Genomic DNA, 24,762 nt, shown 5'->3' with positions numbered 1-24,762 from the left:
CGCGAAGGCCCCCGGCCACCCGCGGACGCCGCCCGCCGGTCGAGCAGCCGCCCTCCCGGGCGCCCCGGAACTCCCCCGGGGCGCCCGGCGTTTCACCCGTGACGGACGGCGGTGCTCCGAGCCGGGTCTCACCGCCGCGCCGTGACCGTCCCCTCCACCGCGAACAACTGCTCCTCCACGTGATCGAGGGCGAGCCGCAGCGCCCCCGTCGCCACCGCCGCCTCCCCGAGCATCGACAGGGCCACCCTCGGCGGCCGCAGACAGTAGCGTGCCAACTCGGCGCGCAGCGGCTCCAGTACACCGTCCAGACCGGCCGCCCAGCCACCGACCACGACCAGCTCGGGGTCGAGCGCCAGCACCAGCGCGGCCACGTCGTGCACCAGCCGCTGGATGAAGCGGTCCACCGCCGCCCGGGCCCGCCGGTCGCCTCCCCGGGCCTGTGCGAACACCTTCGCGACGGCCTGCTCGTCCAGCGGGTGCAGTGGCTCGTCCGTCGTGGACAGCAGCGTCTCCGGGGTCGCCTCACGGCCCAGCAGATGCAGCGCGCCGATCTCCCCGGCCGCGCCGCCGTACCCGCGGTGCAGCCGCCCGCCGATCAGCGCGCCGGCCCCCGGGCTGAGCCCGGCCAGCACGAAGACGACGTCGTCGGACTCGGTGGCCGAACCCTTCCAGTGCTCGGCGACGGCCGCCGCGTTGGCGTCGTTCTCCACCAGCACCGGGCACTTGAACGAACGGCTCAGCCGCTCGCCGAGGCGCAGCCCCGTCCACTCGGGCAGCGCGGTGCCCAGCCGTACCGTGCCGTCCGCCTCCACGATCCCGGGCGTGCCGACCCCGACCGCCCGCAGCGAACTGCGCGGGACGCCCGCCCGGCGCAGCAGTTCGGCGACCGCGTTGCGCAGCCGCTCCAGCCGTTCGTCCGGCGGGGCCGCCTCGTCGACGTCCCTGACCTGGGCGCCCAGCACGCGGCCGTCCAGGTCCGAGAGCAGCGCGGCCACCCGGTGCGCCCCGATCTCCAGACCCAGCAGATGCCCCGCCTCCGCCCGGAACCGGAACCGTCGCGCGGGCCGCCCCTGGCGCCGGGCGACGCTCTCGTCCGCAGCCTTCTCTACGACGAGCCCCGCCGCGATCAGATCCTCGACGACACCCTCCACCGTCGGCCGGGACAGCCCGGTGACGCGGGTGATCTCCGTGAGCGTCGCGCAGTCCGCGGCACGCAGCGCGTGCAGCACCACCGCGGAATTGATCCTCCGCAGCAGCGAGGGGTCCCCGCCGGTCAGCCGCCCCAACGTCCGTCCTCCCAGCTCGTGCGCGTGTTGGGCGGATCGTACTCGGCGCGGCGCACCCCGGCGAGTGCCCGGCCGGCCCCGACACCCCCGCGCCCGCTCAGCGCGGCTCCACGAACCCCGACTCGTACGCCGTGATCACCGCCTGCGTCCTGTCCCGCGCCCCGAGCTTCGCCCGCAGCGCGCTGACATGCGACTTGACGGTCTCCGACCCGACGACGAGCCGTGCGGCGATCTCCGCGTTCGACAAGCCCCGGGTCATCAGCCGCAGCACGTCCGTTTCCCGCTCGGTCAGCCGGGCCCGTTCCAGTTCCCGTCCATCAGCGGCATCTGCGCCGCCTACCTCGCGTTGATGGCCTTGTTCGCCGCAGGCCTGACGGCAGTCCTGCGCAGCGGAACGGCGACGCTCGCCCTGCTCGTGCCCTCCCTGCTGATCGTGTCCTTCGTCGTCGGCGGCGTGTCCGGGACTGTCGCCGACTTCCTGCCGGACCGGGCCGGTCAGGCGGTGCTGCACGGCACGGCGGACGGGGACCCTGGGCCCGTGGCAGGGGCTCGCGGTGACCGCCCTGTGGAGGGCGGCCGCAGTCGCGGCCGGGGCGTGGAAGATCCGACGGCGTGACGCCTGAGGCGGGACGCCACGGCACGTACGAGGCGGGAAGGCGGCTGACGGCGCGCCACTTGTCGGTGGCGGGCGGTCAGGGCGAGATCCGTCTGTGGAGGATGGAGGAAGAGGGACGGCGGGGCCGGTGGGCGGCCTGGGTGTGGTCGGTCTCGATCCCGGCGACGGGATACAGCTCCTCGTCGTCGTCACGGAGTCCGACCCGCCCTGACGGCAGTCAGTCCTCCTCCTCGGCCGCCCGCCGCAGCCGTGCGAACTCCTGGGCCATCGTCGCGGTGGTCCAATGCGCGTTCAGCCCGCTGGGGTTGGGCAGCACCCACACGCGGGTGTCGCCGATGCGGCGCTCCTGCGGGCCCACCACGGCCTTGCGGTCGTCGAACGCCGCCCGGTACGCGGTGACGCCCACCACCGCCAGCCACCGGGGTCTCCGCCGCGTCACCTTGTCCGCGAGCACCCGCCCGCCGTCCCGGTACTCCCGCGCCGTGAGCTCGTCGGCCCGGGCGGTCGCCCGCGCCACCACGTTGGTGATGCCCAGCCCGTGGGCGAGCAGCTCCTCCTGCTCCGCCGGCTTCAGCAGTCGCGGAGTGAAGCCGGACAGGTGAAGCACCGGCCAGAAGCGGTTGCCCGGGCGGGCGAAGTGGTGGCCGGTGGCCGCCGTCATCAGACCCGGGTTGATGCCGCAGAACAGCACACGGAGACCGTCCGCGATCACGTCCGGTACGAGACGGTCGCGGGCGGCCTCCAGCTCGGCCTGGGTGAAGCGCGTCAGAGGATCGCTCCGGGCGTGTAACCGGCCGCCTCCGGCCGCTGCTTCACGATCTCCTCGATCCGGCCCACGACCGTGGCCACCTGGGCCGCCGCCGCGCCCGTGAACGACAGTTTGTCGGCCATGAGCGCGTCCAGCTGGGCGCGGTCCAGCGGCAGACGCTCGTCGGCGGCCAGCTTGTCCAGCAGCTCGTTGCGCTCGGTGCCCCGCTCCCGCATCGCCAGCGCCGAGGCCACGGCGTTCTCCTTGATCGCCTCGTGCGCCACCTCACGGCCGACGCCCCCGCGCACCGCGCCCATCAGCACCTTCGTGGTGGCCAGGAACGGCAGGTAGCGGTCGAGCTCCCGCGCGACGACGGCCGGGAACGCGCCGAACTCGTCGAGCACCGTCAGGAAGGTCTCCAGAAGGCCGTCCAGCGCGAAGAAGGCGTCCGGCAGCGCGACCCGGCGCACCACCGAGCAGGACACGTCGCCCTCGTTCCACTGGTCGCCCGCAAGTTCGCCGGTCATCGACGCGTAGCCGCGCAGGATGACCATCAGGCCGTTGACGCGCTCGCAGGAGCGGGTGTTCATCTTGTGCGGCATGGCGGAGGAGCCGACCTGGCCGGGCTTGAAGCCCTCGGTCACCAGCTCGTGCCCGGCCATCAGCCGGATGGTCTTGGCCAGCGAGGAGGGGGCCGCCGCGAGCTGCACCAGCGCGGTCACGACCTCGTAGTCCAGCGAGCGCGGGTAGACCTGGCCGACGGAGGTGAAGGCCTGCGAGAAGCCCAGGTGGCCGGCGATCCGGTCCTCCAGCTCGGCCAGCTTCGCGGCGTCGCCGCCCAGCAGGTCCAGCATGTCCTGGGCGGTGCCGACCGGGCCCTTGATGCCGCGCAGCGGGTAGCGCACGAGCAGCTCCTCGACCCGGCCGTACGCCACGAGCAGCTCGTCGGCGGCGGTCGCGAACCGCTTGCCGAGCGTGGTGGCCTGGGCGGCCACGTTGTGCGAGCGGCCGGCGACGACCAGCTCGCCGTACTCGCCGGCCAGTTTGCCCAGCCGGGCGAGGACGGCCACCGTGCGGTCGCGGACCAGCTCCAGCGACAGGCGGATCTGGAGCTGCTCGACGTTCTCCGTGAGGTCGCGGGACGTCATGCCCTTGTGGACCTGCTCGTGCCCGGCGAGGTCGTTGAACTCCTCGATGCGGGCCTTCACGTCGTGGCGCGTGACCTTCTCGCGCTCGGCGATCGAAGCCAGGTCGACGGTGTCGAGGACACGCTCGTAGTCGGTGATCGCCGTGTCCGGCACCTCGATCCCGAGGTCCTTCTGGGCCTTCAGCACGGCGAGCCAGAGCTGACGCTCCAGCTTCACCTTGTGCTCGGGGGACCAGAGCGTGGCGAGCTCGGCGGAGGCGTAGCGTCCGGCGAGGACGTTGGGGATGCGGGGCTTGGCGGCGGCAGCGGAAGTCACGTGGAGGGATTCTACTGGCGCTTCGTGCAGGTCGGCGCAGCGGTCCGGTTCGGCGGAACCTACGAGACCGGCGTCACCTCCGCGCGCGCCCCGGGCGTCACCCCGCGCGCGGCCCGGCGCCACCCCGCGCGCCCCGGGGCGTCATCCCGCGCGCGGAGCGGCTTGGTCCCGCGTGCGGAGCGGCTTCGTCCGCCTACGCCTGGCTCTCGTACGGCAGGAGGTCGGGGCGCTTGGGCGGCAGGCCGTCCCCGGAGGACCGGCCCGTCAGCCTGCGGCCTATCCACGGCAGCAGGTACTGCCGGGCGAACCGGGCGTCCGCGACGCGCCGGGCTGCCCAGCCCGGGGGCAGGGTGGCCGGCATCGGCAGGTGCCAGTCGGCGTCCTCGGCCTGGTGCCCGAGGGTCTGCCAGACCGCCTCGGCGACCCGGCGGTGGCCCTCCGGCGTCAGGTGCAGCCGGTCGACGTCCCACATGCGCGGGTCGCTGAGCGAGGGAGCGCCGTACAGGTCGGCGACGAGCGCGCCGTGCCGCTCCGCCAGCTCCTCGACGCACACGAACAGCTCCTCCATGCGCGCCCGGAACCGCTCGAGGACGGGCCCCTGCCGGCCCGGACTGCGCATCAGCACGAGCTGCTTGCAGGACGGGGCCAGCTGCTCCACCGCCTCGGTCAGCAGGCCTTTGACCCGGCCCATGTCGCACTTGGGGCGCAGGGTGTCGTTCAGGCCGCCGACCAGGGTGATCACGTCGGCGCCCATCGCGGCGGCCACCGGCACCTGTTCCTCGACGATCTGCCCGATCAGCTTGCCGCGCACCGCCAGGTTGGCGTAGCGGAAGCCGGGGGTGCGGGCCGCCATCCGCGCGGCGAGGAGGTCGGCCCAGCCTCGGTAGGAGCCGTCGGGCAGCAGGTCCGACATGCCCTCGGTGAAGGAGTCGCCGACGGCGACCAAACTGGAGTACGGGGGAATCGTGTTCGTCTGCATGGCGACACCGATGGTAGCCCGAGTCTCATACCCGTCGGTCGGTCGGATGCCGCCCGAGGCCGACGGACGGCTACGCCCGCTGTCCGAACAGCTCCTGGAGCACGTCCTCCATGGTGACCAGGCCGGCCAGCCTGCCGTCGGAGCCGAGCACGGCCGCCAGATGCGTCCGGCTGCCCCGCATCGCGGTGAGCACGTCGTCCAGCGGCGTCGCCTCCCGTACCCGCGCGATGGGCCGCATGTCCCGCAGCGCGAACGCCAGGTCCCGCGGTGAGGCGTCCAGCGCGTCCTTCACATGCAGGTAGCCGACGATCCGGCGACCCTCGTCCACCACGGGGAAACGGGAGAACCCGGTCTCCGCCGCCAGTTGCTCCAGCCCCTCCGGAGTGACGCCCACGCGCGCGTAGACGACGCGTTCCAGCGGCAGGACGACGTCCCGCACCGGTCGGCGGCCCAGCTCCAGCGCGTCGTGCAGACGTTCCTGGGCACGGTCGTCGATGAGGCCGGCCTCGCCGGCGTCCCGGACGATCTGCGCCAGCTCCGCGTCCGAGAAAGTCGCGGTGACCTCGTTCTTCGTCTCGATCCGCAGCAGCTTCAGCAGCCCGTTGGCGAAGGCGTTGATCGCGAAGATGACCGGCCGCAGCGCCCGGGCGAGCGTGACCAGCGGAGGCCCCAGCAGCAGGGCGCTGCGCACCGGCTCGGCGAGCGCGATGTTCTTCGGCACCATCTCGCCGAGCAGCATGTGCAGATAGGTGGCGGCGGCCAGCGCGATCACGAAGGACACCGCGTGTCCGGCGCCCTCGGGCACTCCGACCGCGTGGAACACCGGCTCCAGCAGGTGCGCGATGGCCGGCTCGGCGACCACGCCGAGGACCAGCGTGCACAGTGTGATGCCGAGCTGCGCCGCGGCCATCAGCGCGGACACGTGCTCCAGTCCCCACAGCACGCTGCGCCCGCGCCGGTCGCCCTGTTCGGCGTACGGCTCGATCTGGGAGCGACGGACCGAGATCAGCGCGAACTCGGCGCCGACGAAGAACGCGTTGACGACGAGTGTCGCCAGCCCGATGAGCAACTGGACGGCGGTCACTGTGCGGTCCCTTCCACGCGGGTGGCGTCTGCGAGCGGGGCGTGCAGCAGCACGCGCGCGGCCCGGCGGCCGGAGGCGTCCACCACGTCCATCCGCCACCCGGTGATCTCGACGGTGTCGCCGACGGCCGGTATCCGGCCCAGCTCGGTGGCGACGAGCCCGGCCAGCGTCTCGTACGGTCCCTCGGGCGCGTGCAGGCCGACGCGCGCGAGCTGGTCGGTGCGGGCGGCGCCGTCGGCCGAGTACAGGGCGCGGCCGTCGTCGTCGGTGCCCGCGTGCGCCAGTTCCGGCGTCTCGTGCGGGTCGTGTTCGTCGCGGACCTCGCCGACGACCTCCTCCACGATGTCCTCCAGCGTCGCCACGCCCGCGGTGCCGCCGTACTCGTCGATGACGACGGCCATCGTCCGCTTGCCGGACAGCCGGTCCAGCAGCCGGTCCACGGTGAGCGACTCGGGGACGAGGAGGGGGTCGCGCATGATCTCGGCGACGGGCACGCGCGCGCGTCGCCCGGCGGGCACCGCCAGCGCGTCCTTGATGTGCGCGGTCCCGACCACGGAGTCGAGGTTCCCGCGGTACACGGGGAAACGGGACAGGCCCGTCGCCCGGGTCGCGTTGGCGACGTCCTCGCAGGTCGCCGTCGCGTCGAGGGCGATGACCTGCACGCGCGGGGTCATCACGTTCTCCGCCATGAGGTCGGCCAGGTTCAGTGTCCGCACGAACAGCTCCGCGGTGTCCGCCTCCAGGGCGCCCTCCCGCGCGGAGTGCCGGGCCAGGGCCGCGAGCTCCTGGGGACCGCGGGCGGCGGCGAGCTCCTCGGTGGGTTCCACGCCGAAGCGGCGCACGATGCGGTTCGCGGTGTCGTTGAGGTGACTGATGAAGGGCCGGAAGGCGGCGCTGAACCAGCGCTGCCCGTTGCCCACGCTCTTGGCCACCGCGAGCGGGGAGGAGATCGCCCAGTTCTTCGGCACCAGCTCGCCGACGACCATGAGGAACACGGTCGACAGGGCCGTGCCCAGCACCAGCGCGACGGAGCTCGACGTGGAGTCGGACAGACCGAGCGATTCCAGCGGCCCGGCGATCAGCCGGGCGATCGACGGCTCGGACAGCATGCCGACCACCAGGTTGGTGACGGTGATGCCGAGCTGGGCCCCGGAGAGCTGGAAGGTGAGGTTGCGCACCGCCTTCAGCGCCCCGGCCGCGCCGCGTTCGCCGCGCTCCACCGCCCGCTCCAGCTCGCTGCGCTCGACCGTGGTCAACGAGAACTCGGCGGCGACGAAGGCGCCGCACGCGAACGACAGCAGGATCGCCACCAGGAGCAGCAGCACTTCGGTCATCGGGTCTCCTCCGTCCCAGGATCGGGCAGGGCGGGACGGAGCGCGCGACAACGGGCGCGGGAACGCGCGCGGGTTCCCGAGCGTGCACGGGAACGGGTGCGGGGAGGCTCGCCCATGGGCGGACGCTCACACCTTTCATGAGGTCGTCGGGGACCGTGCGGGTGATCCGCACGACCCCCAAGGGTAAAGGATCGGCAAAGTGGTCCGGGCGGGCCGGGTCAGCCGGTGAGCGGCTTGACCCAGCGCCGCCACTTCTCCTCGGGCGCGTACCCCGCGGCGCGCCAGGCATGATGTGCCGTCTCGTTGCCGGTGAGCACCATCGCGTCCCCGCGCCGCCCGCCCAGCCGCGCGAACCGCTCCTCCGCGGCCGCGAGCAGCGACGTGCCGATGCCCTGACGGCGGCGCTCCGGGTGCACCGCCAGCCGGTACAGATGACACCGCCACCCGTCGAACCCGGCGATCACCGTGCCGACGAGCTCGACGCCCTGCGCGCCGTCCCGTTCGGCGCCCTCCTCGCCGTCCTGCTCGGCGAGGATCAGCGCCTCGGGATCGCGGGCGACGAGCCGTTCCACCCCGCTGCGGTCGTCGCTGATGCTCGTGCCCTCGGCGGCGGCCTTCCAGAAGGCCAGCACGGCGTCCAGGTCCTCGGGCGTCGCCGCCCGTATACGCAGATCAGACATACGGCGATCCCATCACGGACGACGCGCCCGGACCCGGGATTCCAGGATCCGGACGCGCTCCGGGGCGGCCCGCGGCGTCACTCGTGCGCGATCGCCGCCAGCACGTTCATCCGGGACGCCCGCAGGGCCGGCAGCATCGCCGCCACGACGCCGACGACCGCCGAGCCGACGACCACCGCGACGATCGTGCCCCACGGAACGGCGAAGGCCTTCATCCCCTGCAACTCCAGCACCTGCTGGATGCACACGCCCCAGACCAGTCCGAGCGCGAGCCCCAGCACCGCGCCGAACACCGCGATCACCACCGACTCCAGCCGGATCATCCGGCGCAGCTGCCGCCGGCCGAGCCCGATGGCGCGCAGCAGCCCGATCTCCCGGGTCCGCTCCACCACCGACAGCGCCAGCGTGTTGACCACGCCGAGCACCGCGATGACGATGGCCAGCCCGAGCAGCGCGTAGACCAGGTACAGCAGTACGGCGATCTGGTCGTGCACCAGCTTCTTGTAGTCGGCCTGGTCGCGCGCCTGGACCTGCGGATACGCGTCCAGCGTCTTCTCCAGCCGGGGGCGCAGCTGCTCGCCGCTCGTGCCGGAGCCGGCGTTCACGTACAGGGCGGAGTCCTGCCCGCCGGGCACGTACTTCTCGACGGCGGCGATGCCGAGGAACAGCCCGCCCTGCATGCCGAAGCCGTCACCCGTCTCCTGGTCGGTGAGCGCGCCGACCTTCAGCGACGTCGTCCGGCCGCCGGGGAACTCCACCGGCAGCACGCTGCCCAGCCGCACGCCGTGCTCCTTCGCGAAGTCGACGTCCATGCCGAGCGCGCCGTCGGCCAGCGCGGCCGCCGTGTTCCCCTCGGCGTAGGGGATGTGCGCCACGTCGTCGACCCGGTCGTCGTAGCCGGCGGCGGTCGTCTCGACGCGCTTGCCGTCGGGCAGCCGCACGGCGAGCGGGGCGAACCGCTGCCGCACCACGAGGCCGACGCCCTCGGTGCCGCGCACCGCGTCCGTGACCTCCTGGGAGAACGGCGTGAAGTTGGCGTTCTGGACGACGAAGTCGGCGCCGAGCGTTTTGTCGATCTGCTGGTCGAACGACTTGGACATCGAGGCGCTCGCCACGGACATCCCGCCCACCAGCGCGAGGCCCACCATCAGCGCGGCGGCGGTGGCTCCCGTGCGGCGCGGGTTGCGCAGCGCGTTGCGCTGGCTCATCCGGCCGACGGAGCCGAACAGCGCGGGGAAGGCGCCGCCGAGGACCCGGATCACCGGGCGGACCAGGAGCGGGCCCGCGATGACGGTGGCGACCAGGGTGAGGACGACGCCCAGGCCCAGCAGGGACGCCGCGGACGACGTCGTCGACGAGGCCGCGCAGCCGGCGAGCGCGGCCACGCCCAGCGCGCCGACGACCGCGCCGACCACGGCGCGTGTCTTCAGCGGGCGGCCCACTCCCGCGATGTCCGCGTCCGCGAGGGCCGCCATCGGGGACACGCCGGCCGCACGGCGGGCCGGGAGATACGCGGCGACGAAGGTGACGCCGACGCCGACGACGTACGCCGACACCGGAGTCGCCCAGCCGACGACCATCTCGGTGGTCTTGAGGTTCATGCCGAACGCGCCCATGAGCTTGATCAGCCCGGCCGCGAGACCGATGCCCGCGGCCAGCCCGAGCGTGGAGCCGACGAGCCCGAGCAGCACCGCCTCGGTGAGGACCGAGCGCCGCACCTGGCGGCGGTCGGCGCCCAGGGCGCGCAGCAGGCCCAGCTCACGGGTGCGCTGGGCGATCAGCATGGAGAACGTGTTGACGATGAGGAACACGCCGACCAGGACGGCGATCCCGGCGAAGCCGAGCATCACGTACTTGATGACGTCGAGGAATCCGCCCAGGGCCTCGGCCGACGACTTCGCCCGCTCCTCGGCGGTCTGCACGTCGTACCGCCCCGCGCCGAGCGCGGCGGAGACGCGCCGCTCGAGCACCGCGTCGTTCACCCCCGGGGCCGCGTCGACGGAGATGGCGGTCGCCTTGTCCGCCGACCCGAGGAGCTGGGCGGCGGCGGTGCGCGGGTCGAGGTAGACCAGGGCCGCGCCGGGGTTGGTGGTGGTGAAGGTGGCGATCCCGACGACCTTCACCTTGAACGAGCCAGGCTGGGCCATCACCGTCAGGGTGTCGCCGATCCGCACGTGCTTCTTGTCGGCGGTGTCGGCGTCGAGCATGGCCTCGGCGGCGCCGCGTGGGGCGTGTCCGGAGGTCAGCTTCACCGGGCTGCGGTCGGTGACGTACCAGTCGGTGGCCACGGTGGGCGCGCCGGTGGTCGGACCGACCGACTCGTTGTCGCCGTCGACGACGGTGATGTTCTGAACGCTCACGTCCGCGTGGGTGGACGCGACCCCCTCGACCCGGGCCAGCCGGCCGGCGAGGGATGCGGGGACGGTCTGGACCGCGCCGGTCGGCACGGAGGAGCTCAGGTCGTCGGCGGGTTCCACCGTCACGTCCGCCGACGTGGACGCGAAGAGCCGGTCGAAAGTGCGCGTCACCGTGTCGGAGAAGATCAGGCTGCCGGCCACGAACGCCACCGACAGGACGACGGCGAGGGCGGACAGCAGCAGCCGCCCCTTGTGCGCCAGGAAACTTCTGAGGGTCGCCTTCAGCACCGGGTCAGTCCTCCTCGGGGGCGCCGGCGAGAGGGCCTTCGGCCCTGCCCTCGGACGCGTCGTCGGCCGTACCGTCGAGGGGGCCGCCCGCCCGAGGGGCGCGGCCCACGTCGAAGCGCTTCATGCGTTCCAGCACGGCGTCCGCCGAAGGCTGTTCCATCCGGTCCACCAACCGGCCGTCCGCCAGGAAGAGCACCAGGTCGGAGTGGGCGGCGGCGCCCGGGTCGTGGGTGACCATGACGACCGTCTGACCGAGGTCGTCGACGGCCTGCCGCAGGAACGCGAGAACCTCGAGCCCGGCCCGGGAGTCGAGGTTTCCGGTGGGCTCGTCGGCGAAGATCAGCTCGGGACGGGAGGCGAGCGCCCGGGCGCAGGCCACCCGCTGCTGCTGTCCGCCGGAGAGCTGGGCGGGCCGGTGCCCGAGCCGGTCCCGCAGGCCGAGCGTGTCGATCACCTGGTCCAGCCACTTCTGGTCGGGCTTGTGGCCCGCGATGTCCATGGGCAGGGTGATGTTCTCGACCGCGTTCAGCGTCGGGATCAGGTTGAACGACTGGAACATGAACCCGATCCGGTCCCGCCTGAGCCGGGTCAGCTCCCGTTCCTTCAGCCCGGTGATCTCGGTGCCGCCGAGCCACACCTGACCGGCCGAGACGGTGTCGAGGCCGGCCAGACAGTGCATCAGCGTGGACTTCCCGGAGCCGGACGGTCCCATGACGGCGGTGAAGCGGCCGCGGGCGATGTCCACGTCCACCGAGTCGAGGGCGATCACCGCCGTCTCGCCTGAGCCGTACGCCTTGGTCAGACCTCGGGCCCGCGCCGCGACCCCGTCGGCCGGGGCCGGACCGGGGGCGTGCTGCGCAGCAGGTGTGGACAAGGCTGCCTCCTCGCTCGGTGATCGTGCTCCTGGTCGGTGAACCGCCCGGCCGAGCGTAGTGTGATGCGCCGCACAGCCGGTATCACTTTTCGATTCCGGCCCGCCCTTGCCGTGCTAGCACATCGGCGCTAGCTTCGAGGTATGGCGAAGACCCAGCTGAACGTGCGCGTCGACGAGGGCACGGCCCAGGTCGCCCGCGAGCGCGCCACCGCCCGCGGCATGAGCGTCAACCGCTATATAGAAGAGCTGGTCAGACAGGATGCCGGAGAGGTCGGCCATACGTTCGTCGAGGCCGCCGGTGACTTCATGAAGCAGTACGAGGCGCTCTTCGCCGAGGAGTTCGGCGCCGAGCGCGAGGGCGGCACGCGCGAAGGTCGCCGCTGAACCCTTGAGCGACCTCAGCATCGACCTCGCCTGGCTCCTCATGCTCGCCGAACAGAAAACCCCGGGAGACCCTCAGGTCACCGACTGGGGCGCGCTGGTCGCGGCCGTGGCACGCCATCAGGCGGAGATATTCGACGTCCCCGTCTACGACGACCCGGCGGCCCGCGCCGCGGCACTGCTCCAGCTCCTCATCCACGTCCCGGCCCTGGAACGCTCCAACGCGCTCTTCGCCTGTGCGGTCGCCTACGCCTACCTCGTGGCCAGCGGCCTGAAGGTGGTCACCTCGCCGGAACAGGTCCGTGACCTGGCCCGGCTGGTGAAGAACGGAGAGGCGTCCGTGGCCGACATCGCGCGGGAGCTGCGGGAGTGGAGCGGGTGACGCAGCCCGTGAGCCGTCGGGTGACCGAGCGACGGATTCCGCCCGTGACGCGGAGGGCGATCGAGCGGGCCGGGCCTCAGCCGGGCGCTCCGGGCCGCCACGCGGTCCCCGTCACGCAGTAGGAGAACGGCAGCCGCGGCCCGTTCTCCGGCAGCCGCATCCGCCGGTAGGGGCCCAGCTCGAAGCGGGCCTCGCGCAGCGCGCCGACCGTGTCCCGGGTGAGCCGGCAGCCGCCGGCCAGGTGCGGCCACACCGTACGGTCCAGCGCGCGCTGGGCGAACCGCATGGCGGGGCCGCCACCCGGCCCGTGCTCGAGGAACCGCACCTCGCCGCCGGGCCGCAGCACCCGCCGCAGCTCGGCCAGGGCCCGCGGCACGTCCCGCACACTGCACAGCACCAGCGACAGCACGGCCGCGTCGAAGGATGAGCAATACCCCTGTTGGGTGTCGGCTGCCCTACTCGGGGGCGCAGGGCAGCCGACGGTCCGCTACCGGCCTGGCCGGCGCTCGGGCCGGGAGCGGAGAACGAGGGCCTGCGCTACCGGTGGGCGGGGTGTCGGCTGGCGAGCTCGTCGACGTCGACGAGCTCGATGCCGTGCAGGCTCACGAGTAGCCGGGCGGCGAGAATCCATCGGAGCCCCTCTGAGTCCGCGTACGGCACGTGCTCCAGGCCGCCGCCGTCCTCGTCCGGCCCGGGCAGTGGCGTGAGAGTGCGGGGCTCGTAGGCGACGCCAGCGACTCCCCACAGAGGCGCGCTGAGTACGTGGGCAGCGACCCACCCTCTCCGCAGGTGCGGGCATTCAGCAATGGCTCGTCGAGCACAGTCCGGGTGCACGGGCGGGACGGCCGTGACTTCCCCCTCCCGAATCGGCATGCCGACCCGGGAGTGCATGAGGAACAGGGTGCGCTCGTCCGCCAGGGTCAGGACGGTCGTGCCACAGACCTGGCACAGCATGTGCACCATCGCCTGTCTCTGGCGCAGCGGGTGCATGCTGCGGAGATCAGGACGGCCAACGCCGGGCGTGGCAGCGTGACGCACCCACAGGACGTCGCAGCGACGGTCGGTGTCGGCCTCATCCGCATAGCCCAGCCCGACGCCGCCCATGCCGTGTCTGATCACGAGCTCGGCTACGGGGCGTCCTTCGCTGGACCAGGGAGTGATCCACGGCACCTGAACGCCCTGCCACTGCAGCGGCCTCCTCATGCCCCCTCCGGGCATCCGCAGTTGAGGATCCCCCACACCAGCGCGACCCCCAGGACGAGCAGCACCGCGAGGTAGGTCACGGCGCGCCAGTCGATCCGTCGTCGGCTCATCGCGGCGGCTCCCGGTGGGTGACGGCGCGGTACAGGTCAGCACCGAGGCGGGCCATCAGGGACGGGTCGCACGGCGCCGGCGGGTCGGCCACAGGCACCGCCCAGTACAGGCTGTAGGTGTCCGGATCGAGGGCGTCGCGCGCCGGACCGGGCACGCCCACCCATGAGCCGTCGCCCTGGTAGATGATGCCGAGCTCCCGCCAGGCGGCGGCGGCCCGGTGCCAGGCGGCGGGCAGGCCTGACGGGATGATGACGTAGTAGTGCAGGCTGGCGGGGTCGCAGATGACGGGGCCGCCCTCGAGGGCGCGCGCGAGGTACTCGTCGATGGCGGCGGACGGCGTTTCGGGCTGACCCGTCAGCGTACGGAGCGGCGCGCTCGGGATCCTCACCGCGGACAGCCCCTCGCCGAGCGGCAGCATGGCCGTCAGCTTGCGCTGCCACAGCGAGAGGATGCGGGCGTGGGCCTGCTCGGGCAGCGTCTTCAGCAGCCAGTCCGCAGCTGTCTCTTCGGGGTCTGTGCAGGGGTCCGTCTGCATCAACGACGGTGCGTGGTGGGGCATCGTTCTTTCCTTCCGACCCGACTCGGGATGGCTGAGTCGTCATGGTCGGCAAGATCCGTGAGCGATCCGATACACACTGTGTATCGCCCGGCGTATCGTCCCCTTATGGCTAGTCGGGAAGTCTGGGCAGATGTCCGTCTCCGTGCCGCTTGGGCACGCCAGGACTGGGCTGCCATCCTCCGCGAATACCGGCGCGCCGCAGGCCTCTCTCAGCGGGGCCTCGAGCCGATCGTGGGCATGCCGCAGCCCCACATCTCCGCGATCGAATCGGGCCGCCGGCAGGTCACCTCAGCCGAGCTCATGGCCCGCATCACCGAAGGGCTGCACGTGCCGGAAGAACTGACCGGGGTCCCGAGACCACAGGGGCCCGATGCGTGGGCGCCACAGGCCGAGCTGCGTGAACGCATCGCCCACGCCCACTCGGCAGGCCGCGCCGACCTGCGCACCGCCGACTGGATCGCCCGCGTGCTCGCCCAGCACCGGCGCGCAGAGGACGAGGTCCTCGGCACAGCGCTGTGGGGCATCGTGCGCCAGCAGCTCGACGCGGTGACCGGGCTCATCCCCCATGCGGCCGGGGCCGCTGCAGACCGGCTCATGCTGCTCGCCGCCGAGCACGCGCACTGGCTGTCCTGGGTGGCCTGGCAGTCCGAGCAGCGCGGGCCGGCGCTGGCATGGATCGACCTCGCACACGGCTGGGCCGTCGACGGCGGCCATGCCGACATGGCGTCCTGGGCGCAGCGCATCCGCGCCTACTACTCCCTGAGCCACGGAGACCCGGTCCGAGCCCTACGCACCGCCGAGGCCGCGCGCTACGTGGGCCCCCGCACCCTGTCCCCTGCAGCCGAGGCTGCCGCGGTGCACCAAGAGGCCATGGCGGCCGCGCAGGTCGGCGAGCGGGACCGGGCCAGCCGGCTCGCCGAGGAGGCCTGCAAGCTGGCGCTGCGGGTGCCGGCCGAGGAGGAGCGTCCGGGCTGGCTGTACTGGCTCGACCCGACGCGCGCCAGGCTGCAGGTCGCCGATGCCGCGTACGCATGCCAGCGGTGGCGGGATGCCGCCGACGGTTTCCGGACTGCGCTGCCGTCGCTCGTGGCCTTCCCACGGGATCACGCCTACTACCAGGCGCGGCTGGACGACGCCGCGAGGCGGTCCTAGTCCGCGGTCTCCTTGAGATCCACGCTGCGGATGGTGCCTTCACGTCCGTCGGCCAGACGCTGGCGGATCGCCAGCTGCAGGTACCCCAGCGCCGGGCTGTCGTAGGAGGCGACACCCTTGGCGTTCACCCTCGTCTCGAAGAGCCGGGCGGGCAGGTGGAACACCTCGCGGCGAGGAGGCTCGGCCTCAGCCTCGTCGGCATCCGGGTCCGCCTCCGGCCGGTACGGCACGTACGTGATCCACAGCGGGATCGTGGGGCCGCCGTCCAGCGGGTCCTCGGCGGGCTCCTCGTCGACCAGGAGCACGGCCTCCCGCAGAGTGCCGGCACCGTCGCTCACCTTGCGGACGTACTCGTGCGCCGCGGCGATGCCCTCGCCGAGGATGTCGTCGAGCTCGACGTCAACGGACCGCGGGCGCGCCGGCGTGCCGAGGTAATACTGCAGACTCCAGCGCGCCATGACTCCAGCTTCCATGATCTCGACAGCACGACGCCCCCGGGTGTCGGGCCTCGGGGGCGTGTGCCACGAGGATAGCGGCCCCTGCCGACAGCAACGCACCGAACGCGAGAAAGCCCCCTGCACGGCCCGTATGGGGCCGTACAGGGGGCGTCTGTCATGGGTACTGGCGGCGTGTGGGGTCGAGGCCGGCGGCGAGCGGCGCCGATGGTGTGCTGCCGCCCGGGTCGGGGGCGTCGTCGCGGCGGCAGACCAGCGCGTCCGGATCCCAGGCGGGTGTCTGCAGGCTGTAGCCGGCGGGGCACGGAGGCCCGGGTGGTCCCTGCTCGCCGCGAGGGCCCGTCTCGCCGCGCGCCCCCTGCTCACCCGCCGGCCCCTGCTCGCCCGCCGGTCCCGGTTCCCCCTGCGGGCCTTGCGCGCCGTCGGTGCCGGGAGCCCCGTCCCGGCCCGCCGCTCCGGGCGCGCCGGTTGGCCCGGCGGTGCCCGGCTCGCCGTCCTTGCCCGGGCGTCCCGGGTCGCCCTTGGGGCCCGGGATCGGCACGGGCACCTCGGCCCGCGCGGGCAGGTCGTCGACTGCGTCGGACGGGTCCGGAGCGACAGGCGTCTGCCCCTCCCCCGACACCTGCGTGCGCAACTGCCGTACGTCCGTGGCGAGCGTGCTGACGGCCTGGCCCCGCCGGTCGGCCTCCGCGGCCAGCTCGTCGGCGCGGGACGTCTCGGCGTCGATGCGCGCCCAGATGATGATGACCGCGCCGGACAGCGCGATCAGCCAGCACAGCAGCGTCAGCGGACGCCAGCGTCGGGCCAGTGCCCGTTCGGTACGGGTCACGGGGTTCCTCCGGGTGGGATCTGGGCGCGGAGCCGGGCTATCTCCGCCTGGTCTGCGGCCCGCAGCGCCGCCTGCTGGGCGAGCTCGGCGTTCAGCTCGCTCACCTTGCGGTCGAGCCGGTCCCGCTCTTCCTGCAGGTCGGTGGTGAGCGAGCTGTAACCGGTCAGGGCAGTCTCGGACCGCTTACCGAGGTACGTCACCACCGCACCGACCACCGCCCCCACACCGACGAGCAGGGTTCCGAGGGTGGTCGCGTCCAAGGTGGCTCCTCAGGTCGTGCCGTGGGACGTCAGGAGGCGCTGCCCCCGCCCCCGTTCTCCGCCCGCTTCAGCGCAGCACGGACGTCGTCGTCCTTGCCGCCGTACACCGGCGGCTGAGCCCAGCCGAGGAAGATGCCGGCGGCGCGTTGCAACGGCGCCCAGGACAAGCGCGCGGCCAGCCACTCCAGCCCCCGGAAGACCAGGTAGTAGACGGCGGCGAGACCGAGCGCCACAGCGCTCGCCGCGGCGTTGCTGTCGACCGGGATCCCCAGGCGTCCGGTCCAGCTGAGGACGAGGGCGGCGACGATCGGGACGAACGTCCGCATCATCGAGACGAACAGGTTGCTGGGCATGGGCCAGACCTTTCAGGAGAGGAGGAGCTTCCAGGTGAGCGGGCCCGGGTAGCCGTCCGCGTCGCCGGCGAGAGCCGGGGTGGCGCGCTGGAAGTCGGCCACGTTCAGGCGGGTGTTCTCGCTGAACAGCGGTCCCGGCGTGTAGGTCGCGCCTGCGTGGTGGCGGGCGTAGCCCTTCCGGACCAGGCCGCCGTCCAAGGTCGTGACGGCCGGGTTCGACTTGCCCAGGACGAACGCGGACCGTCCGGGAAACACCGGCACCTTCGACGGGGCCTTGCCGGGGAGGTGACCGAGGAGCTTCTGCAGGCTGACCGGGCCGGGCACGCCGTCGGCGTCCTCATGCGGGGCCGTGCCCCGGTAGCCGAGGCTCACCTGGAAGTCCGAGAAGCACCTGGTGTCTGCGTCGGTCCACCGCGGCCCGGGCCCCTCGGTGTAGTGCCGGCCGAACCCTGCGGCGACGAGCGCCCGCCCGACGGCGGTGACGTGCGCGCCCTCCGCGCCGTACCCGTACGCCAGCTCGTTGATGACGACCTGGTAGCGGGCGATCGACGACCCGCCACCCGCACCGCCGGGGGGCGTCCCGTCCGGCCGGTGCGCGCCGGCCTTCACCCACGCGTACAGCGGGTCGCCCGGGCACGAGGTCGCGTACCCGTCACGGTGCCCGAGGATCTCGCCGCCCGCACCGCCCCCGGACCGCAGCCACTGGACGGCGTCGACCAGGCCGTCGAGCATCGCGTTCGTCGGCTGCACGAGACCGGAGTCGCCGAGCATCGCGCACACCGCGTAGTCCTTGGCGTTCAGCGGCTGGTTGCCGTTCGCGCCCGTCTTGCGGTGTAGCCCTCGCCCCTCGAAGACGCTGCCGTGCGGGCAGACCATCGCGTTGTAGGCGATGTCGCTGTAGTCCTCCTTGGTGTTGGCGAGGTGGCTGGCCTGGATGTCGCGCACGTGGCCGGGGCAGGAGCCGTGCGCGTCCGCGGCCGCGAGCGACTTGGGGACGTAGGTCCCCTCGTAATGGATCTTCACGCCCTCGGTGCCGGCGATGTAGACCAGGTCGTAGCGGGACGGGCGCGCCCCCCAGGCCGATCTGACGATCAGCTTCATGAGCCCTCCAGGGCATAGAGAAAGCCCCGTGCCGGCGGCGCGGGACTGGAGTGGGTGTGGCGGGGACCGGTCAGACGATCTCCTTGATGTCGACCGTGACGGAGGAGTTCACGCCCTGCACCGTGGTGACGGTCGACGTGCTCGCGATGAGCTTGAAGGTGTGGCTGCCGGCCGCGCTCAGGGTGCCCTCGTACACCTGGGTGATCGTGTCCCGGTCGCCAGCGCCGCTGGCGTTGAACACCGCGAGCGGGCTCTGTGAGACACCGTCGATCACCAGGCGGCCGTTCGATGACGCCGCCGGCGCTCCGGTCGCGACGAAGTCCCACACGCAGATGACCTTGTAGTCGGCCGCGGTCTCGGTGGTCATGGTGACCGTGGCGGACGGAACGTCTGCGTTGGTCGAGGAGGCGGCGACGACGCTGGACCCGATCGCCCCGTCGGTCTTGGTGCGCAGCCTGTTGAGACGTTCCGCGGTGAGCGTGTCACCGGCCAGGAACCCCATGGATGCTCCTTACAGTGCGGCGATGGCGGGTCGGGCCAGGCTCACGGCCGTGCCCGCGGTCTGTGCCTTGACGGCCCCGTTGACGGACCTGGTGGCCGTGATGACTTGCGGGTTGAGGACCTCGAAGAGGTCGTAGCGCACGACCGGGCTGACGTTGGTATTACCGGCGGCGGTGATGGAGCGGCAGCCCACGAAGTTCGACGTGGTGAGGGCGGTGTCGATGATGTCGACGTGCCAGGCCTCGGGCTCGGTGGCCGAGGCCGCCCAGAGTTTCGCGCGCACCCTGCTGCCCTGGACCTGCAGGCGCACCCGCACGTAGGTGCCGGCGACGTGCGTGATGCCGCTCGCATACGTGCCGAGCGACGTCTCGGAGGCGACGGCCCGCCTGCGCAGGTCCAGGTTGACCGCGTTGCCCGTCGTGAACTCGACCCGCGCGTGGTACAAGTTCGAGCTGTCGATGTACCGGCCCACGGGCCCGCCGTAGAGGGAGCCTCCGGTGGCGGTCGCCGAGGTGGTGACGGAGACGACGACGTCGACGTCGGGGTGGGTGTGGTCGATGCTGCAGCGGCGGGAGACGTCGACGGTGCCGAGCAGGTGTGAGCCGTAGCCGGAGCCGACGGCGAAGTCGGATGCGCCGGCGCCGCCGACGACGGTCCAGGCCTGCCCGGTGTCGGCGCTGCCCCAGCCGTTCGCCACGGTGCGGCCGAACGCGTCTGTGGCCCAGCCGGCGATCGCCGTTGCCTGCACCTCCTCGCCGCCCACCTTCAGGTTGACCGGGAGCTGGACCGGGTCCCGCGTCCAGATCGGGCCCTGCGTGGTGACCACGCTCAGCGCGGTCGCGGTGCTCGACGCCGCGGCGTAGACCTCGCAGCCGGCCGTGTCCGCCTTCACCGGCGCCAGGCCGGTGAAGGACAGGTCGTCGATGTGCACGGCGTCCTCGCCGGACGTCGAGGAGTTGTCCTTCGCGTACCGGAAGGTCACCGTGCTGGCCCCGGCGAGCGACACGATCTTCTGCGTCCACCCGGTGGTGCCCTGCGCGCGCAGCACCTGCGCCCCGTCGACGAGGACCAGGAGCCGGTCGCCCTCGAAGCCGGGGCCGCTGGCCTCGCTGCTCGTCCAGTACCAGAACCGCATCTCCGTCGACCCGGCCGGCACGCTGACGATCCAGTCGCTGGTCTGGTTGTTGCTGATCGAGCCGGAGCGCAGCGACCAGCCGCCGTTGTTGAAGTGGGCACTCGACCTCGCCCAGGAGGCGTTGCCGCCGTTGGTGAACGAGACGGCGTAGGTGGTGTCTTCGAAGTCCTCGTAGACGGCGACCGCGCCGACCGTGTACGGCCCGTAGGGCACGCAGTTGAGGGTGACGTCGAAGACGCCCTCGGCGTGCGTCTCCTTCATGCCGCGCACCAGCAGGTCGAAGCCGTCGGGCCCGTACCGCTTCGGCGTGTTGACGACCCGGATGCGCGAGCCCTCACGCAGTGCGAGGACCGTGTCGAGGAGGCCGCGCAGGCGCTCGTTGGCCATCGTCAGCGTGAGGCTGGCGACCCGCATCTCGTCCCACGTGCCCAGGTGCAGCCGCCAGCCGGCCTGGTGGGGCAGCTGGTCGTCGCTCTGCACGATGGTGTCGGCCGAGGTGTCGCTGATGCCGATGCCGTCCGGCGGGGCCTGCGTGGACAGCGGGCCCTCGGTGAGCTCGGCGGTGGCCTCGCTGCCGCTCGCACGCCTGGCGGTGACCTGGTTGAAGAGGGCTTTGTCGTCGTCCTTCGGCTGGAACGGCGCAAACACCATGCCGCTGGAGTAGTCGAGGACGAGGTCGACAGGCCGGTTGTAGAGGGACTGGCGGCTGATGTACTGCAGGGCGAGCTGGTCACGCCGCTCGACGAGGAGGCCCATATCGGTGTCGGCGGCCGCCCGCACGAGGGACACGAAGTTGCCCTCGGGGAACGGCCCCAGCACGGTCTCGCCCGGGCCGTAGGCCTCAAGGGCTGCGGCCTGGTCGCAGGAGAGCAGGGTCATCCAGTCACGCGCCTTCAGCCCGGGCGCGCCGAGCTCGAAAGCTACGGCCGGGCCGGCCGACGTCGTCAGGGACGTGTACGCCGAGTTGAAGGCGATGCCCCAGATGGTGAGGTGGCCGATGCCCATGCCCTTGACGCCGGTCCCGAACGTCGTGGTGATGGAGCGCACGCGGTCCGCGCTGACCGCGACCGCGCCGACCGAGCTGGTGAGCCCGAGGGTGTCGGGGTCCAGGAGCGCCAGCACGAAGGCGGTGTTCGCGCCGGACGGCTCGGCGTAGATCTTCACCTGCTGCCACCGGTCGAGGAGGCCGAGCCGGCCGGCCGCGACCATGCTCTCGTGGCTGACGCCGGCGGTGACGCCGAGGGCAGTGCCGTCGGCGGCGACCGCGTCCAGCATCAGGTAGTGCTGGCCTCCCGACAGCTGCGCGGACAGCGTGAGGGTCGTGTTGGCGGTGGCGAACCGCAGGATCTGGTGCTTGGACGCGTCGGTGGGGAAGCCGCTCGAGGTGAGCTTGACCATCAGGTAGACCGACCAGTAGCCCGTCGTCATGCCCGTGATGCCGGACGCCAGCAGCCGCCCGCCCGCCTGCACCGTGGGCAGCGGTCCGCTGCCGACGAGGGTGGTGTCCTTGGCGAAGTCCAGGCCCGACACGCGCAGCGGCCCGACGGCGGACTGCGCGCCGACCTGGGCGACGTAGGTGTCGCCCTGGGCGCCTTCCTCGAACGCCCAGTAGGCCACCGGCCCGTAGTTCTGCAGGCGCCGCCGCAGCGCCGACTTGATCGGTTTGCTCGGGCCGTCGTAGCGGCGCAGCACGCCGGCTACGTCCAGGTCGACGTAGCCCGACGCGGGGCCTGACTCGGGCTCGTAGGGGTCAACGGCGGCGACCTCGCCGCTGATGCGCACGGCGTCGGCGGCCGCCGACAGCGGGCGGATGGTCAGGTCGGTCCAGGACGCGGTGACGGGCACGGGCGTGTCGTCGCCGCGCACGGAAGCGCCGAGGCCGAACTCACCGGCCGTGTAGGTGTCGTCGTAGCCCTGCCAGTGCCAGTGCCCCGGCTCGGCCTCGCCGTCCGGCCACACCCGCGCGCGCAGCTCCGGCCCCTCGCAGCGCACCCGCACCCGCAGCCGGCTGCCGGCCGCGTAGCTCAGGGACGGGATCTGCCGGTGGTTGGCGACCGGAGCACCGGCGCTGAGGGAGTCGAAGCGGGAGCCCAGGAGCAGCACCCGCAGGCCCGCGTTGTCCGGGAGGCCGGTGTTGTTGAGCAGGTTGATCTCGACGATGTAGAGCGTCGTGGCGGTCCGGTTGACGCGCAGGAGGACGGGGAAGGCGACGCCTTCCTCGGCGCTGCTGTCGACGGGGACGGTGTCGGTGGCGATGGTGAAGGTGGCCTCGAAGTCGCCGAACGATGCGCCGTTGGTGGTGATGTAGCGGGCGCTGTTGTAGGTGGACGTGGTGACCTTGGCGGCCCCGCCGGACACGGAGTACTCGGACGCGGGCGGGGACACCCCTACGGGGTCGTAGATCGTCCACGTCTGCCCGCTGTCGGCGCTGCCCCAGCCGTTGGACGCGGTGCGGGCGAACGTGTCCGTCATGGTCGCGGCCGGCGTGGCGGGGACGTCGCCGACGCGGAAGCGGAAGGGGGTGCCGCGGCCGAACTTGCCGTACAGGTCGCTCTCGACGTTGCGCGGGCTGTACACCGCGTCGGGGTCGTTGACCTTCACGGTCATGCTGCCCGGGCGTGCCGAGCTGCCCTCGGATCCGATGCCGCGGGTGATGGTCACCTGCGTCGACTCGCGCAGGGGCATGCTCACCCACTGCCCGTCGATGTACGCCTCGCCGATGCGCTGCGGCGGCCACGAGACCATGGGTCACCCTTCTGCGAGTTGGACGATGGAGCCCCCGCCCTTGGTGCGGGTGATCTCCTGCAGGAACGTGATGAACGGGTCGCCGGCCGGGTTGTCGAAGCCGATCACGACCCGGCTCACACCGCCGGAAGACTTGTTCAGCAGGCCCTGCAGCTTGCTCAGGGGGAGCACGGCTTCCTGCTCGGGACCCTCGCCGATCATGGCCATGGTGGGGCCGGTAGTGATGCCGCCCTCGGCGAGGTAGGGGATCGTGGGGATGTGCGGGATGCTCACGCCCGGCACCCGGTTGGCGCCCGAGATCAGGCTGTTGATGCCGCCGATGGCGCTGTTGATGAGCCCGATCGCCCCGTTGAGGGCTCCGCGCAGTCCCGCGGTGATGCCGTTCCACATGCCGCCGAGGAAGCCGCCGATGCGGCGCACGCCGGCGGACACGGCGTCGCCGGCCGCCTTCCACGTCTGGCTGATCCAGCCGGTGATCCCGCCCCAGTTCGCGATGATGATTCCCAGCGGATGGAACGTGAAGAAGATGCTCTTGATGACGCCGAAGGCCGTACTGAGGCCGGACACGATGTCGCTCCACAGCCCCTGAAGCCACGTCCACACCGCGCCCCAGATCCTGACCGTGGCGTCTCTGATCGTGTCCCAGTTGGCCACGATGACCGCCGCGACACCGATGACGGCGGCGATGATCAGGGCGATCGGCCAGATGGAGAGCAGCCACGCGGCCGCCATGGTGATCGCGCTCAGCGTGGCGGAGGCGGCCATGGCGATCCAGCCGCCCACCCACGCCGCGGCCGTGGCGACGGCCGATCCGACCGCGGTCGCCGCGGTGGCGACGGTCTCGGCCCCGAACAGCGCGAACGTGCCGATCAGCCCGAACAGCGCCGTGCCGACCTGCGAGACGACGCCCAGCCAGGAGCCCATGACGCCCGCACCGACCTGGGCGCGCTGCGCCTCGTTGAGGTCCAGCTGCGCGTTGCTGGCGTCGATGACCGCCTGCTTGCCGTCGACCTGGGCCTGGCTGTAGTCCTCGGTCGCCTGCTTGCCGTCCAGCTTGGCCTGCTTGGCGTCGGCGTCCGCCTGCGCCAGGTCGATCTGCGCCTGCTGAGCCTCCAGCGACTTCGGGCCGAACTCCTTGACCGCGTCGTTGTAGTCCTTCTGCGCGGTCTTCTGGTCGAGGAGGGCCTGCTTGAGGTCGATGCCCGCCTGGGTGCCGTCCTGCTGAGCCTGGTTCGCATCGATCTGCGACTGCCGCATGTCGACGTTGGCCTGCTTGACATCGAGCGCGGCCTGGGCGACGTCGTTCTGTGCACGCGCGAGGTCGTCGGCCCGCTGCTCTCCGGTGTTCCACAGATCAACCGCGCTGTCGACGATGTCGCCCATGCTGGCGAACGCGGCGGCGGCCCCGAGCGATGCGGCGCCGACCTTGTCCATGCTGCCGGCGAGGCCGCCGGACTCCGTGTCCGCCTGACCGAGGCCGTCGCTGGCAGACGTGGCTGCGTCGTCGATTTTGTCGAGGCTGTTGGCCGCGTCGTCGAGCGTTGCGGACGTGTTGCCCATGTCCGCGGCGATCTCAATTTTCACCTCGTCCGCCGGCTGGCCCATGCTCTTCGCCTCCCATCGACTGGTTGATGCCGCGGATCTTCGCGAGCAGTTCCTCGGGGCCTTTCTGCTCCGCCCCGTAGGGCAGCAGGAAGTCGGACACCAGGAATTTCTTGCCGCCCTTGCCCCGGTTGGCGTTGGCGATGGTGGCCGCGATGGTGGCCGCCTGGATGTCCTGCCGGCGTCTGCCGAGCGGGCCGGTGATCCTCTCGAGCGCCATCCACTCGGTCAGCTCGGCCGAGCCCAGCCGCGAGTCCAGGTCGGCCACCGTCATCCCGAGGTGT

General features: G+C 72.3%; 23 protein-coding genes and 3 pseudogenes. 4 read left to right on the top strand and 22 right to left on the bottom strand.

Going from position 1 to position 24,762, the window contains the following annotated elements; translation table 11 throughout:
- Window positions 1-128: 128 nt before the first annotated feature.
- Window positions 129-1,286 (bottom strand): ROK family transcriptional regulator, encoded by a 1,158-nt coding sequence (locus QF032_RS06985; protein ID WP_307040889.1) that lies wholly within the window; start codon window positions 1,284-1,286, stop codon window positions 129-131.
- A gap of 97 nt (window positions 1,287-1,383) precedes the next feature.
- Window positions 1,384-1,593: pseudogene (locus QF032_RS06980) on the bottom strand (response regulator transcription factor); the annotation flags it as partial.
- 21 nt (window positions 1,594-1,614) lie between these two features.
- Here QF032_RS06980 and QF032_RS06975 point away from each other — a divergent pair.
- Window positions 1,615-1,909 (top strand): annotated as a pseudogene (locus QF032_RS06975) (ABC transporter permease); the annotation flags it as partial.
- Window positions 1,910-2,119: 210 nt separating this feature from the next.
- Here QF032_RS06975 and mug read toward each other — a convergent pair.
- The 8 genes from mug to QF032_RS06935 all read right to left on the bottom strand — a co-directional run bounded on the left by mug (window position 2,120) and on the right by QF032_RS06935 (window position 11,709).
- Window positions 2,120-2,671 carry a G/U mismatch-specific DNA glycosylase gene (gene mug / locus QF032_RS06970; protein ID WP_306956201.1) on the bottom strand — a complete coding sequence of 184 codons (552 nt, stop codon included), beginning with the start codon at window positions 2,669-2,671 and terminating at the stop codon, window positions 2,120-2,122.
- A complete protein-coding gene (gene purB, locus QF032_RS06965) occupies window positions 2,668-4,113 on the bottom strand; it encodes an adenylosuccinate lyase (RefSeq protein ID WP_307040886.1) in 1,446 nt (481 codons plus the stop codon). Before purB ends, mug begins: the two co-directional genes overlap by 4 nt.
- Window positions 4,114-4,306: 193 nt before the next feature.
- On the bottom strand, window positions 4,307-5,092 hold the full coding sequence (locus tag QF032_RS06960) for an SGNH/GDSL hydrolase family protein (protein WP_307040884.1): 786 nt from the start codon (window positions 5,090-5,092) through the stop codon (window positions 4,307-4,309).
- A gap of 70 nt (window positions 5,093-5,162) precedes the next feature.
- The gene (locus QF032_RS06955) at window positions 5,163-6,176 is read right to left on the bottom strand and encodes a hemolysin family protein (RefSeq protein WP_306954368.1); all 1,014 of its coding nucleotides are present in this window, start codon (window positions 6,174-6,176) and stop codon (window positions 5,163-5,165) included.
- Window positions 6,173-7,510, bottom strand: coding sequence for a hemolysin family protein (locus QF032_RS06950; protein WP_307055441.1), 1,338 nt, complete (start codon window positions 7,508-7,510; stop codon window positions 6,173-6,175). Before QF032_RS06950 ends, QF032_RS06955 begins: the two co-directional genes overlap by 4 nt.
- 218 nt (window positions 7,511-7,728) lie before the next feature.
- The gene (locus QF032_RS06945; RefSeq protein ID WP_307055439.1) at window positions 7,729-8,190 is read right to left on the bottom strand and encodes a GNAT family N-acetyltransferase; all 462 of its coding nucleotides are present in this window, start codon (window positions 8,188-8,190) and stop codon (window positions 7,729-7,731) included.
- Window positions 8,191-8,267: 77 nt separating this feature from the next.
- A complete protein-coding gene (locus QF032_RS06940; RefSeq protein WP_307055437.1) occupies window positions 8,268-10,835 on the bottom strand; it encodes an ABC transporter permease in 2,568 nt (855 codons plus the stop codon).
- A gap of 4 nt (window positions 10,836-10,839) precedes the next feature.
- Complete coding sequence (locus QF032_RS06935) at window positions 10,840-11,709, bottom strand: ABC transporter ATP-binding protein (protein WP_307055435.1); 870 nt, start codon at window positions 11,707-11,709, stop codon at window positions 10,840-10,842.
- Window positions 11,710-11,850: 141 nt separating this feature from the next.
- On the opposite strand from QF032_RS06935, the gene QF032_RS06930 reads away from it, so the two are divergent.
- Window positions 11,851-12,093, top strand: a complete 243-nt coding sequence (locus tag QF032_RS06930; RefSeq protein ID WP_306954374.1) for a toxin-antitoxin system HicB family antitoxin — start codon at window positions 11,851-11,853, stop codon at window positions 12,091-12,093.
- Window positions 12,094-12,097: 4 nt separating this feature from the next.
- Window positions 12,098-12,472 carry a fic family toxin-antitoxin system, toxin component gene (locus QF032_RS06925; RefSeq protein WP_306954376.1) on the top strand — a complete coding sequence of 125 codons (375 nt, stop codon included), beginning with the start codon at window positions 12,098-12,100 and terminating at the stop codon, window positions 12,470-12,472.
- Window positions 12,473-12,548: 76 nt separating this feature from the next.
- Here QF032_RS06925 and QF032_RS06920 read toward each other — a convergent pair.
- The 3 genes and pseudogenes from QF032_RS06920 to QF032_RS06910 all read right to left on the bottom strand — a co-directional run.
- Window positions 12,549-12,896 (bottom strand): annotated as a pseudogene (locus QF032_RS06920) (class I SAM-dependent methyltransferase); the annotation flags it as partial.
- Window positions 12,897-13,009: 113 nt separating this feature from the next.
- Window positions 13,010-13,675: a hypothetical protein gene (locus QF032_RS06915; protein WP_307055434.1), complete on the bottom strand. Its 666-nt coding sequence runs from the start codon at window positions 13,673-13,675 to the stop codon at window positions 13,010-13,012.
- A gap of 106 nt (window positions 13,676-13,781) precedes the next feature.
- Window positions 13,782-14,345 (bottom strand): hypothetical protein, encoded by a 564-nt coding sequence (locus tag QF032_RS06910; RefSeq protein ID WP_307055432.1) that lies wholly within the window; start codon window positions 14,343-14,345, stop codon window positions 13,782-13,784.
- 105 nt (window positions 14,346-14,450) lie between these two features.
- Here QF032_RS06910 and QF032_RS06905 point away from each other — a divergent pair, with 105 nt between their 5' ends.
- Window positions 14,451-15,497 carry a helix-turn-helix domain-containing protein gene (locus QF032_RS06905; RefSeq protein ID WP_307055430.1) on the top strand — a complete coding sequence of 349 codons (1,047 nt, stop codon included), beginning with the start codon at window positions 14,451-14,453 and terminating at the stop codon, window positions 15,495-15,497.
- On the opposite strand, the gene QF032_RS06900 is transcribed toward QF032_RS06905, so the two are convergent.
- The 9 genes from QF032_RS06900 to QF032_RS06860 all read right to left on the bottom strand — a co-directional run bounded on the left by QF032_RS06900 (window position 15,494) and on the right by QF032_RS06860 (window position 24,752).
- Window positions 15,494-15,970, bottom strand: a complete 477-nt coding sequence (locus QF032_RS06900) for a hypothetical protein (RefSeq protein WP_307055428.1) — start codon at window positions 15,968-15,970, stop codon at window positions 15,494-15,496. The two genes, QF032_RS06905 and QF032_RS06900, sit on opposite strands and share 4 nt — an antisense overlap.
- A 139-nt stretch (window positions 15,971-16,109) precedes the next feature.
- Entirely contained in the window at window positions 16,110-16,781 is a 672-nt protein-coding gene (locus QF032_RS06895; protein ID WP_307055426.1) for a collagen-like protein, read from the bottom strand.
- Complete coding sequence (locus tag QF032_RS06890; RefSeq protein ID WP_307055424.1) at window positions 16,778-17,041, bottom strand: hypothetical protein; 264 nt, start codon at window positions 17,039-17,041, stop codon at window positions 16,778-16,780. Before QF032_RS06890 ends, QF032_RS06895 begins: the two co-directional genes overlap by 4 nt.
- Before the next feature lie 29 nt (window positions 17,042-17,070).
- A complete protein-coding gene (locus QF032_RS06885; protein ID WP_307055422.1) occupies window positions 17,071-17,394 on the bottom strand; it encodes a hypothetical protein in 324 nt (107 codons plus the stop codon).
- Window positions 17,395-17,406: 12 nt separating this feature from the next.
- Complete coding sequence (locus tag QF032_RS06880; RefSeq protein WP_307055420.1) at window positions 17,407-18,495, bottom strand: peptidoglycan-binding protein; 1,089 nt, start codon at window positions 18,493-18,495, stop codon at window positions 17,407-17,409.
- A 70-nt stretch (window positions 18,496-18,565) separates the two neighbouring features.
- Window positions 18,566-18,997, bottom strand: coding sequence for a hypothetical protein (locus QF032_RS06875; RefSeq protein WP_307055418.1), 432 nt, complete (start codon window positions 18,995-18,997; stop codon window positions 18,566-18,568).
- A gap of 9 nt (window positions 18,998-19,006) precedes the next feature.
- A complete protein-coding gene (locus QF032_RS06870) occupies window positions 19,007-22,876 on the bottom strand; it encodes a hypothetical protein (RefSeq protein ID WP_307055416.1) in 3,870 nt (1,289 codons plus the stop codon).
- Between the two features lie 3 nt (window positions 22,877-22,879).
- Window positions 22,880-24,481: a hypothetical protein gene (locus tag QF032_RS06865; protein ID WP_307055413.1), complete on the bottom strand. Its 1,602-nt coding sequence runs from the start codon at window positions 24,479-24,481 to the stop codon at window positions 22,880-22,882.
- Window positions 24,450-24,752, bottom strand: coding sequence for a phage tail assembly protein T (locus QF032_RS06860; RefSeq protein WP_307055411.1), 303 nt, complete (start codon window positions 24,750-24,752; stop codon window positions 24,450-24,452). Before QF032_RS06860 ends, QF032_RS06865 begins: the two co-directional genes overlap by 32 nt.
- Window positions 24,753-24,762 lie beyond the last annotated feature (10 nt).

The sequence above is a fragment of the Streptomyces achromogenes genome (genome assembly GCF_030816715.1).
In the GTDB taxonomy this organism is placed as follows: Bacteria; Actinomycetota; Actinomycetes; order Streptomycetales; family Streptomycetaceae; genus Streptomyces; species Streptomyces achromogenes_A.
The sequence above is the reverse complement of the archived record's forward strand: the minus strand, read 5'-3'. Positions and strand labels throughout refer to the sequence as shown.

Bases quoted from the DNA above. Each gene is read 5' to 3' on its own strand.
- QF032_RS06930 (WP_306954374.1), top strand. From the start codon at position 11,851: ATGGCGAAGACCCAGCTGAACGTGCGCGTCGACGAGGGCACGGCCCAG.
- QF032_RS06945 (WP_307055439.1), bottom strand. From the start codon at position 8,190: ATGTCTGATCTGCGTATACGGGCGGCGACGCCCGAGGACCTGGACGCC.
- QF032_RS06875 (WP_307055418.1), bottom strand. From the start codon at position 18,997: ATGGGGTTCCTGGCCGGTGACACGCTCACCGCGGAACGTCTCAACAGG.
- QF032_RS06860 (WP_307055411.1), bottom strand. From the start codon at position 24,752: ATGACGGTGGCCGACCTGGACTCGCGGCTGGGCTCGGCCGAGCTGACC.
- QF032_RS06915 (WP_307055434.1), bottom strand. From the start codon at position 13,675: ATGAGGAGGCCGCTGCAGTGGCAGGGCGTTCAGGTGCCGTGGATCACT.
- QF032_RS06885 (WP_307055422.1), bottom strand. From the start codon at position 17,394: ATGCCCAGCAACCTGTTCGTCTCGATGATGCGGACGTTCGTCCCGATC.
- QF032_RS06905 (WP_307055430.1), top strand. From the start codon at position 14,451: ATGGCTAGTCGGGAAGTCTGGGCAGATGTCCGTCTCCGTGCCGCTTGG.
- QF032_RS06910 (WP_307055432.1), bottom strand. From the start codon at position 14,345: ATGCCCCACCACGCACCGTCGTTGATGCAGACGGACCCCTGCACAGAC.
- QF032_RS06880 (WP_307055420.1), bottom strand. From the start codon at position 18,495: ATGAAGCTGATCGTCAGATCGGCCTGGGGGGCGCGCCCGTCCCGCTAC.
- QF032_RS06865 (WP_307055413.1), bottom strand. From the start codon at position 24,481: ATGGGCCAGCCGGCGGACGAGGTGAAAATTGAGATCGCCGCGGACATG.
- QF032_RS06870 (WP_307055416.1), bottom strand. From the start codon at position 22,876: ATGGTCTCGTGGCCGCCGCAGCGCATCGGCGAGGCGTACATCGACGGG.
- QF032_RS06950 (WP_307055441.1), bottom strand. From the start codon at position 7,510: ATGACCGAAGTGCTGCTGCTCCTGGTGGCGATCCTGCTGTCGTTCGCG.
- QF032_RS06900 (WP_307055428.1), bottom strand. From the start codon at position 15,970: ATGGAAGCTGGAGTCATGGCGCGCTGGAGTCTGCAGTATTACCTCGGC.
- QF032_RS06960 (WP_307040884.1), bottom strand. From the start codon at position 5,092: ATGCAGACGAACACGATTCCCCCGTACTCCAGTTTGGTCGCCGTCGGC.